The sequence below is a fragment of the Corallococcus aberystwythensis genome (genome assembly GCF_003612165.1).
In the GTDB taxonomy this organism is placed as follows: domain Bacteria; phylum Myxococcota; class Myxococcia; order Myxococcales; family Myxococcaceae; genus Corallococcus; species Corallococcus aberystwythensis.
Genome location: NZ_RAWK01000363.1, coordinates 1 through 7,862 on the forward strand (window position 1 = coordinate 1; position 7,862 = coordinate 7,862).

Here is a 7,862-nt window from a genome sequence, read left to right on the forward strand (position 1 = left end):
CCTCCCGACGTGCCCGGCGTCCCGTCCACTCCGCCCGTCGACGGAGGCGGCTTCGACGTCCCGCCCGAGCCTCCCGTGCGGCCCGGAATCGTGAGCTTCTGGCCCACGTAGATCTTGTTCGGGTTCGAGATGTGGTTCGCCTGCTGCAACGCTCCCACCGTCGTGCCGTACCGGCCCGCGATGCCGCTCAGCGTGTCGCCGCTGCGCACCGTGTACGAGGCGCCCCCGGAGGACGGCGGCTTCGAGGTCACCGGAGCCGCGCCACCGCCCGCGCCCGGAATCGTGAGCTTCTGGCCCACTTGGATCTTGTTCGGGTTGGCGATGTGATTCGCCTTCGCCAGCGCCGCCGTCGTCGTGCCGTGCCGCCCCGCGATGCCGCTCAGCGTGTCGCCGCTGCGCACCGTGTAGCTGCCCCCCTTCGACGGCGCCGCCTGGAACCCGTCCGGCACCGTCAGCCGCTGGCCCACGCGGATGAGGTTCGCGTTCGCGATGTGGTTCGTCTTCTGGAGCGAGCCCACCGACGTGTTGAAGCGCTGCGCGAGGCCGCTCAACGTGTCGCCGCTGCGAACGGAATAGGTCGTCACGAGTAGAACTCCGGGAAAAGAGGGAATCAGTGCCCGGATTTTCGCGACGGCTGGGAATTAGTTTCCCAAGAAGACCGACTTTTCAGGTTACTGAATCTATCCGCTATTCCTGTGCCTTCGAGTCACGCAACCGTTGCTGAAGGTCGCGAGCCGCGGACGTGTCGTGCATCACGACCAGGCTCTGCACGTAGTACGCGAGCGCCCAGAGGTTCTCCTCCGGGATGGCGCCCTTCCACGACGGCATCGCGGCGCCGCCGACGCCCGCGGCCATGACGCGGTAGAGGTCCTCGCGCTGGGCCTGCGCGGTGTACGGCTGTCCCTCCACGCGAGTGCCCTGGGGCCACACGGTGCGCAGCCGGTGGAAGAGGAAGTCCGGCGGCAGCACCTTGGCCAGCTGCGTGGCTTCACCCTTCGCGTCCACGGTGAGCGAGTAATCCGAATCGCGTTGCAGCGCGGTGTAGGGATCCGCGTTCGCGAGGTTCAACTTGCGGCCGGTGACGCTCTCCATGAGCGCGGCGAGCTCCGCGCGAGGCAGGTACGCGACGTGGCAGCTGGCGCAGCCCGCGTTGCCCTTGCCGGCCACGTGGTAGACGGTGCGGCCCCGCTCCACGGCCTCGGCTTCACGGCCCTTCCACGGGTCCTCGGCCAGGGCGATGGGCGCGCCGGGGGACTCCTGCTTCCAGCGCGGGCTGAAGGTCTTGAGGTACTGGACCACGGCGTCCACGTCCGCTGGCGGCACGTCCCACGCGAACATGGGCGTGCCGTGCAGGCCCCGGCGCAGGGTGCGCTTGAGCGCGTCGTCGGTGGGCAGCTCGCCCGCGGCCACGCCGCCGAACTTGTACAGGCCCTGGTGGAAGTTGCGCGGCGGAGGCCGCATGCCGGAGCCCGCCGGGCCCTGACCGTCGCCCTTCTCGCCGTGACAGGACGCGCAGTAGTGCGTGTAGACGTCGTATCCGCGCGACAGTGTCGCGGCCGGGATGACGGTGCCGTCCGCGAGCTTCAGGGGCTCGAAGGTGGGCGTCTCCTTGCGGCACGCGGGAGCGAGCACCCCCAGCGCGAGCACGGCGAACATGCGGAACGAGAAGCAGGAAGTGGGCTTCATGGGAGGTACACCACCGCGAAGAGGACGCCGTACATCACTGTCGAACACCACCAGCCGGGCAGGGCCCGCCGCAGCGAAGCCCGTGCCTCCAGGCCCCTCAGGATACGAAGGCCCGCGCGAAGCAGCCCCACGAGCACGACCGCCAGGTGCGCGGCCTGCACCGCCGACAGGCCATACAGCGCGGAGGCAAAGACGCCGCTGTCGGGGATGCGCAGGTCGCGGTACCAGAACAGCACGTGCAGCCAGGCCGCCTGCGTCGCGAGGAACCCCGCCCCGGCACCCAGCACGCTCAACAACGCAAGCCGGATCCGTCGTGGATCCGCGAGCACGACGTGCAGCAACACGGCCCCGATGACGAGCAGCCCACCCGCCAGCGCGGGGACGAGGAGCCCGGGGCGCGCGGACACAGGGGGAAAGAAGCCGCGCAGCCGGTAGAAGCCCGCGGTGAAGGCCACCGCGCAGAAGAGCATCGCGGCCGCCGCGTGCGCGATGACGACCCCGAACCAGAGGTTCCCTTCGTCACGCTGGAGGGACGGCGAGGCCCATTCGTTCGTGCTCACGGGGCAGGACTCTCGCATGCCTGGGCCCGGCGGAAAGCACCAGGAAGCCGGGCGGCCCCCCGTCTCCCGGACCGGGGTTTCAGTCGCGGGCCGCCTGCGCCCTCAGGATTCTCGCGAAGCTCTCACGCTGCCTTGCCCCGGAACGACGCAGGGAGTCCTGCCCGGCAATCCAAAACGAATCGAGCAGCCTCGAATCCTTGCGCACCACCTCGACGAGCGCCTCGATGAAGTTCCGGACGCGCTCCGGCTCCAGCCGTGCGGAGGGTGGCACGGCATTCCAGGCCTGTTCCTCCACGCGCGTGAGCACTTCACCTTCACCGTCACCTTGATCTTCAAAGGCGACCACCCGGAACGTGATTGAGAGCGAGTGGTCCGGACACTCCTCGGTGTCCACCCAGTCGACGAACGTGGAGCCTCGCTCCAGCGCTGGCAGGCCCTTGAGCCAGTCTTGCAGCGCCTGGGGTGAGAGCTCTTCCCCGGGAAGGGGCGGTTCGATGACAGCCTCTTCGGGCAGGAGGTCGAGCGCCGGCAGGTCGGGCGTGCCCGTGGGCGAGAAGACCACGGAGCTGATCCGCTTGCCGTCGTCCCCGACGTAGGTCGAGAACATGTCGAGCCGACGCGCCTCCAGGTCGAAGACGTAGATGTAGGCCACAAGCCCGGTCTCGTCCGGTGCGACCCGAGGGCCGGGGTCCTCCTCCGTGTGGCGTTCGACCGCCGTGTGCGCGGGCTGCGGCATGCAGTTGGTCCAGCCCCAGGGAGCCTCATCGATGAGCTCGCGCACCACGGCCTGCAAATCGCCCTGCACCTGCTGCACGCGATTCAGGAGGTACTGCCCGAGGCCAGCCGGGGAGCCATTCCGGAAGTGATCGACCCCACGCCAGGGCCGCTCGGTGACGTGCTCAGGGACCCCCGAGCCCGACGTGTACACAGCGATCGCTGCTGGAATCGACATGGCATGCTCCCCCCGATTCAGGTCGGGTAGCCTGCGCTCTTCCCACATTCCTCTCCTGGCTCGCCAGCACCTCTGACGGAGGGCGTGACGTTCGATGTCTCCAGCCTCTTCGAGAATCACGACCCGCGGTTCAGCCCTCTGGCCGTTGCTCATCGTGGCGCTGGGCGCATGGGTGCTGCGCGCGCTGGCGTTCTTCCATCGCTCCGGTCCCATGGGCTACCCCATGGACTACGACGAGGGCGTCTACTTCTCCGCCGCGTCGCTCCTGCTGCGCGGCGACCTGCCCTACCGCGACTTCATCTTCGTCCACCCTCCTGGCGCGCTCCTGCTCTGGGCTCCCGGCGCCGCGCTCACGCTGGGGCTCGACGCGGCCACCGCGTATGGAATCAGCCGCTACCTCGCCGCCACCGTGGGCGCCCTGTGCGTGTTCCTCGCGGGCCGGGTCGCCTGGCGCACGTGGGGCCCGCTCGCGGGCTTTGTGGCCGCGCTCGCCTATGCCTCGTATCCAGAGGCCGCCCTCGTCGAGCGGGGCACCTTCCTTGAACCCCTGCTCAACGTCCTGTGCCTGGGCTTCGCGAACCTCTGGCTCCTCCCCGGGCACCCCTCGCGCGCACGCCGCATCGGCGCGGGCGTGCTGCTGGGCCTCGCCATCTCCGTGAAGATCCCCGGTGGACTGTGGCTCGTCGCCGCGCTGCTCGCTCGCCCGGGGAAGGAGTCCTGGCGTCACGCACTCCTGCCCGTGCTCGCCGCGGTTGGCACCTTCACCGTCGTCGTGGGTCCGCTGGCCGCGCTCGCCCCTTCCGAGTTCCTTCGCGACGTCATCACCTTCCAGGCCCTGCGCCCCCCGGACGGCGAACTGGACCGCTGGCTGCGCCTGCGCGAGATCTTCCACGAGCGCCGGCTGGGTGAGGTCCTCCTCGCCCTCGTGGGCCTGGGCACCGCGTGCGTGCACGCCTTCCGTGGCGCTCCGGAGCATCGCCCCGCCGCGCGCTTCTTCGCCTGCGCGTTCGTCCTCAGCGTCGCCCTGTTCCTCGCGTCGCGGACCTACTGGAACCAGTACAACGCGCACCTCGCCGCTTCGGAGGCCGTGCTCGCGGGCCTGGGCGCCTCCGTGCTCCACGCCTTCAGCGTGCGCTGGGGCCGCGTCACATCACGGGCCGTGGCCGCGCTGCTCCTCGCCGCCGCGTGCCTGCCCGGCGCGCGGCACGTCATCGAGAGCAGCCGGTTGCAGGCTCCGGACGTCGTGGCGCTCGCGAAGTCCATCCGCTCCGACGTGCCCCCGAAGGCGTGCCTCTTCTCCTTCGAGCCCGGCTGGGCGCTCGCGGCGGGACGGCTCCCCATGGGGGCCACGCCCATCGTGGACGGCTACGCCACCATGCTCCAGGACGCCATGAGCGCGGGCGACCGCTTCGAGAACACCACCGAGGCCCTCTCCGCCCCCGAGGCCCAGCAGGCCCTGCGCGTCATGCTGGACTCCTGCCGCTTCGTCGTCCTCGGCTGGCGAGGAGAGTGGCAGCTCACGCCGGAGAGCCGCCCCTGGTTCAAGCAGCGCTTCATCCGCCGCTTCCCCACGGGCGACGCCGGCGGCGTGGACCTCTGGGAGCACCGCTAGACGGCGCCCTCCACCCCGGGCTCCGGCGGCGCCACCGGCTCCGCCACGGACACACTCGGGGGCAGCGGCTCCGCCTGACCAATCCAGTCGCGACCCAGTTGCTCTTGTACTTCCGGTTGCGACAGCGCATGCGGCCCGCGCAGCACCACGGCGCCCGGGCCTGAGTCCATCCACTCCAGCGTGCCCACGCGCCACGGGTTCGGCTCCGCGGCGCGGCCCCACCCGAGCGTCCGCACCAGGTTCACCACGAACACCAGCTGCACCGTGCCCAGCGCGAACGCGGCCCAGCTGGTCCACCGGTTCAACGGGAGCAGGTGCGCGAGGAACGTGTACTGGTACGGGTCATAGAGCCGCCGCAGCTGCCCCGCGTAGCCCGCCACCAGCTGGCCTCCGAAGACAGCGATGAACAGCACCGCGCTCAGCACCACGTGCACCTTCGCCAGCCGTTCATCCAGCGCGCGCCCGTACATGCGGGGGAACCAGAAGTAGAGCCCCGCGAACACCGCCAGGAAGCTGGCCGCGCCCATCGTCAGGTGGAAGTGGCCCACCACCCACATGGTCCCGTGCAGCGGCACGTCCGTCGCCACCGCGCCCAGCGCCAGGCCCGTGATGCCGCCCAGACCGAAGACAATCATGGTCGCCAGCGCCGCGAGCATCGGCGACGTGAGCCGCACGCTTCCCCGCCACAGCGTCATCAGCCAGTTGAGGAACATCACCTCCGCGGGCAGCGAAATCAGCAGCGTCAGCACCATGAACGTGCGCCCCAGCACCGGCGCCATCCCGCTGGTGAACAGGTGGTGCGCGTACACCGCGCCGCTCAGCGCCGTCACCGCGCCCATGGCCCCCGCCGTCAGCCGGTAGCCGTGCGCGGGCTTGCGGCTGAAGAACGCCACGAAGTCCCCCACCATGCCCCACGCGGGCAGGATGAGGATGTAGACCTCCGGGTGGCCGAACAGCCAGAACAGGTGCTGGTACACCACCGGGTCGCCGCCCCCGCCCACCGCCGCCGCGCCCGCGATGAAGAACTGCGTGCCCGCCACCCGGTCCAGCAGCAAGAGCCCCGTAGCCGCCGCCAGCACCGGCACGAACAGCACGTTGAGCACCGCGCCGTAGAACAGCCCCCACACCACCAGCGGCAGCCGGCCCCACGTCATCCCCGGCGCCCGGCAGCGCACCACCGTGACGACGAAGTTGAGCCCGTACAGGAACGCGGACACGCCCACGCACAGCACCGCCACCGTCACCAGCGTCTGCCCCAGCCCCGGCGTGAACGCGGGCGTCGCCAGCGGCGGATACGACGTCCACCCCGCGCTCGCGGGCCCCAGCCGCACCACGAACGACACCAGCATCAGCGCGCCGCCCACCGCGTAGGCCCAGAAGCCGAACGGAGAGAGCCTTGGGAACGCCATCTGCCTGGCGCCAATGGCCAACGGCAACACGAAGTGCCCCAGCGCTCCGAAGAGCAGCGGCGTCACCGCGAAGAAGATCATCAACAGGCCGTGCATCGTGAACACGGCCGTGTACGCGGGAGGCGTCAGCGCGCCCTTCGACTCGGGCAGCGCCCACGCGAGCCCCGGCACCGGCTGCCCCGGCCACGCCCACTGGAAGCGGATGAGCATGGCCAGCAGGCCACCCACCAGCAGGAACAGGAACCCGCCCCACAGGTACTGCCGCGCCACGCGCTGGGGGTCCGTCGTCCACAGCGCCTTCAAGAACGCCCCCGCCTTCATGGCGTCCTCCACACCCAGCCCCAGTGGGCCGCGGTGTCATCCGGGTCGTAGCCCTGCACCGCCTTCAGGCCCGCCTCGCGCAGCCAGGCCGCGTAGGCCTCCGGGGACAGCGCCGTCAGCATGCCGCGCATCCGGTAGTGGCTGGTGCCGCAGTGCTGGTAGCAGGCCGCCTCCCATGCGCCCTCGCGAGCGGCCTGGAACCAGGTCTGGTTCACGCGCCCCGGAATGGCGTCCAGCTTCACGCGGAAGGCCGGAAGGGAGAACCCGTGCACCACGTCCGTGGAGACCAGCTGCACCCAGACGGGCACGCCCGCCGGCACGCGCAGGTCGTTCCACGTCACCACGTCGTCCTTCGTGCCGAACGCCCCATCCGCGCCCGCGTACCGCGCCTCCCATGACCACTGGTGCGCGTTGATTTGAATGCGCACCGTGCGCGGATCCTCCGTGGGGACGCGGAAGTTCCAGAGCACGTCGCGCAGGTATCCCTCGGAGCCCAGGAACAGCGTCCCGTCCACCACGCCGAACACGCCCAGCGCCAACCCCAGCACCCACGCCCGCGAACGCCGCGTGCCTCCGTCCGGCGACACCTTCCGCGCGCCCCGGAAGCGCACCACCGCCAGGAGCAACCACCCGAGCATCACCGCCGCCAGCGCGATGTCGAAGCCGTGGTTCGTGGCCAGCAGCGCGTCGATGCGGTCTCCCGTCGCGCTCGCGTTCTCCGGAGGCGACAGGCTCCACGCCCCACGCGCGGGTGGCACGGCCAGCGGGGCCTGCGCATCCGGCGGCGCGGCGTCGCTCGAGGACGACGGGGGCAACGCGGGGGACTCCGCCATCACGGATGCTCCTGTTCCACGGGGGCCGAAGCCCGCTCGGCTCCCGGCGCCTCTGGCCCCGCCCGCCGCGCCGCCCAGAGCCCCACGCCCACCAGCGCGAAGGGCACCAGCATCAGCGCCAGCAGCAGCTCGCCCGCGCCGCCGGGAGACTCCGGCGCCCGGGCCGTGCACGAGGGACACGCCAGCACCGCCGCCGGCACCAGCCCCGCGAGCAGCCCGAGCCAGCTCCCGAGCCTGGCGATGGGGCGCCCGGCAAGCGGCCGGAAGCCACCCCACCCACCCGGCGAAGCGCGTCCATCCAGGGGCAGGAAAGGGGCATGAGGCATGGCCTCCGGGCTAGCACGCACCCAACGTCCCCTCAAGGCGCACCCCGTCCGCCCCGAAGCGGCCACTCTCCCTCATGCCTCGCAGGCGGCCAGCCCCTACCCCGGCAGGCCCGGCGCTTGTGCGCCCCCCGCCGATGCCGTACGTGCCGACCCATGTCCGTTG

8 protein-coding genes are annotated in these 7,862 nt (G+C 71.0%); 1 reads left to right on the forward strand and 7 read right to left on the reverse strand.

All coding sequences use genetic code 11. The features are described from left to right. The 4 genes from D7W81_RS37575 to D7W81_RS37590 form a co-directional block, all read right to left on the reverse strand. A partial coding sequence (locus tag D7W81_RS37575; protein WP_120560184.1) for a lytic transglycosylase occupies positions 1 to 584 on the reverse strand: 584 nt, incomplete at its 3' end. A 103-nt stretch (positions 585 to 687) separates the two neighbouring features. Next, the gene (locus tag D7W81_RS37580) at positions 688 to 1,686 is read right to left on the reverse strand and encodes a cytochrome c (protein ID WP_208721625.1); all 999 of its coding nucleotides are present in this window, start codon (positions 1,684 to 1,686) and stop codon (positions 688 to 690) included. Continuing rightward, positions 1,683 to 2,246 carry a hypothetical protein gene (locus D7W81_RS37585; protein ID WP_120560185.1) on the reverse strand — a complete coding sequence of 188 codons (564 nt, stop codon included), beginning with the start codon at positions 2,244 to 2,246 and terminating at the stop codon, positions 1,683 to 1,685. Before D7W81_RS37585 ends, D7W81_RS37580 begins: the two co-directional genes overlap by 4 nt. Positions 2,247 to 2,325: 79 nt before the next feature. Continuing rightward, positions 2,326 to 3,198, reverse strand: coding sequence for a hypothetical protein (locus tag D7W81_RS37590; protein WP_167508142.1), 873 nt, complete (start codon positions 3,196 to 3,198; stop codon positions 2,326 to 2,328). A 94-nt stretch (positions 3,199 to 3,292) separates the two neighbouring features. Between D7W81_RS37590 and D7W81_RS37595 the strand changes: the two genes are divergently transcribed. Further along, positions 3,293 to 4,810 (forward strand): glycosyltransferase family 87 protein, encoded by a 1,518-nt coding sequence (locus D7W81_RS37595; protein ID WP_120560186.1) that lies wholly within the window; start codon positions 3,293 to 3,295, stop codon positions 4,808 to 4,810. Here D7W81_RS37595 and D7W81_RS37600 read toward each other — a convergent pair. The 3 genes from D7W81_RS37600 to D7W81_RS37610 are packed head-to-tail and all read right to left on the reverse strand — an operon-like array spanning position 4,807 to position 7,699. Beyond that, on the reverse strand, positions 4,807 to 6,540 hold the full coding sequence (locus tag D7W81_RS37600) for a cytochrome c oxidase subunit I (RefSeq protein ID WP_120560187.1): 1,734 nt from the start codon (positions 6,538 to 6,540) through the stop codon (positions 4,807 to 4,809). The two genes, D7W81_RS37595 and D7W81_RS37600, sit on opposite strands and share 4 nt — an antisense overlap. Next, positions 6,537 to 7,373 carry a cytochrome c oxidase subunit II gene (locus tag D7W81_RS37605; protein ID WP_120560188.1) on the reverse strand — a complete coding sequence of 279 codons (837 nt, stop codon included), beginning with the start codon at positions 7,371 to 7,373 and terminating at the stop codon, positions 6,537 to 6,539. The genes D7W81_RS37600 and D7W81_RS37605 overlap by 4 nt, the downstream gene beginning before the upstream one ends. Beyond that, complete coding sequence (locus D7W81_RS37610; protein ID WP_120560189.1) at positions 7,373 to 7,699, reverse strand: hypothetical protein; 327 nt, start codon at positions 7,697 to 7,699, stop codon at positions 7,373 to 7,375. The genes D7W81_RS37605 and D7W81_RS37610 overlap by 1 nt, the downstream gene beginning before the upstream one ends. Positions 7,700 to 7,862: the final 163 nt, after the last annotated feature.

Coding starts and splice junctions, on each gene's coding strand:
- D7W81_RS37580 (WP_208721625.1), bottom strand. CDS start 1,686: ATGAAGCCCACTTCCTGCTTCTCGTTCCGCATGTTCGCCGTGCTCGCG.
- D7W81_RS37590 (WP_167508142.1), bottom strand. CDS start 3,198: ATGTCGATTCCAGCAGCGATCGCTGTGTACACGTCGGGCTCGGGGGTC.
- D7W81_RS37595 (WP_120560186.1), top strand. CDS start 3,293: ATGTCTCCAGCCTCTTCGAGAATCACGACCCGCGGTTCAGCCCTCTGG.
- D7W81_RS37600 (WP_120560187.1), bottom strand. CDS start 6,540: ATGAAGGCGGGGGCGTTCTTGAAGGCGCTGTGGACGACGGACCCCCAG.
- D7W81_RS37605 (WP_120560188.1), bottom strand. CDS start 7,373: ATGGCGGAGTCCCCCGCGTTGCCCCCGTCGTCCTCGAGCGACGCCGCG.
- D7W81_RS37610 (WP_120560189.1), bottom strand. CDS start 7,699: ATGCCTCATGCCCCTTTCCTGCCCCTGGATGGACGCGCTTCGCCGGGT.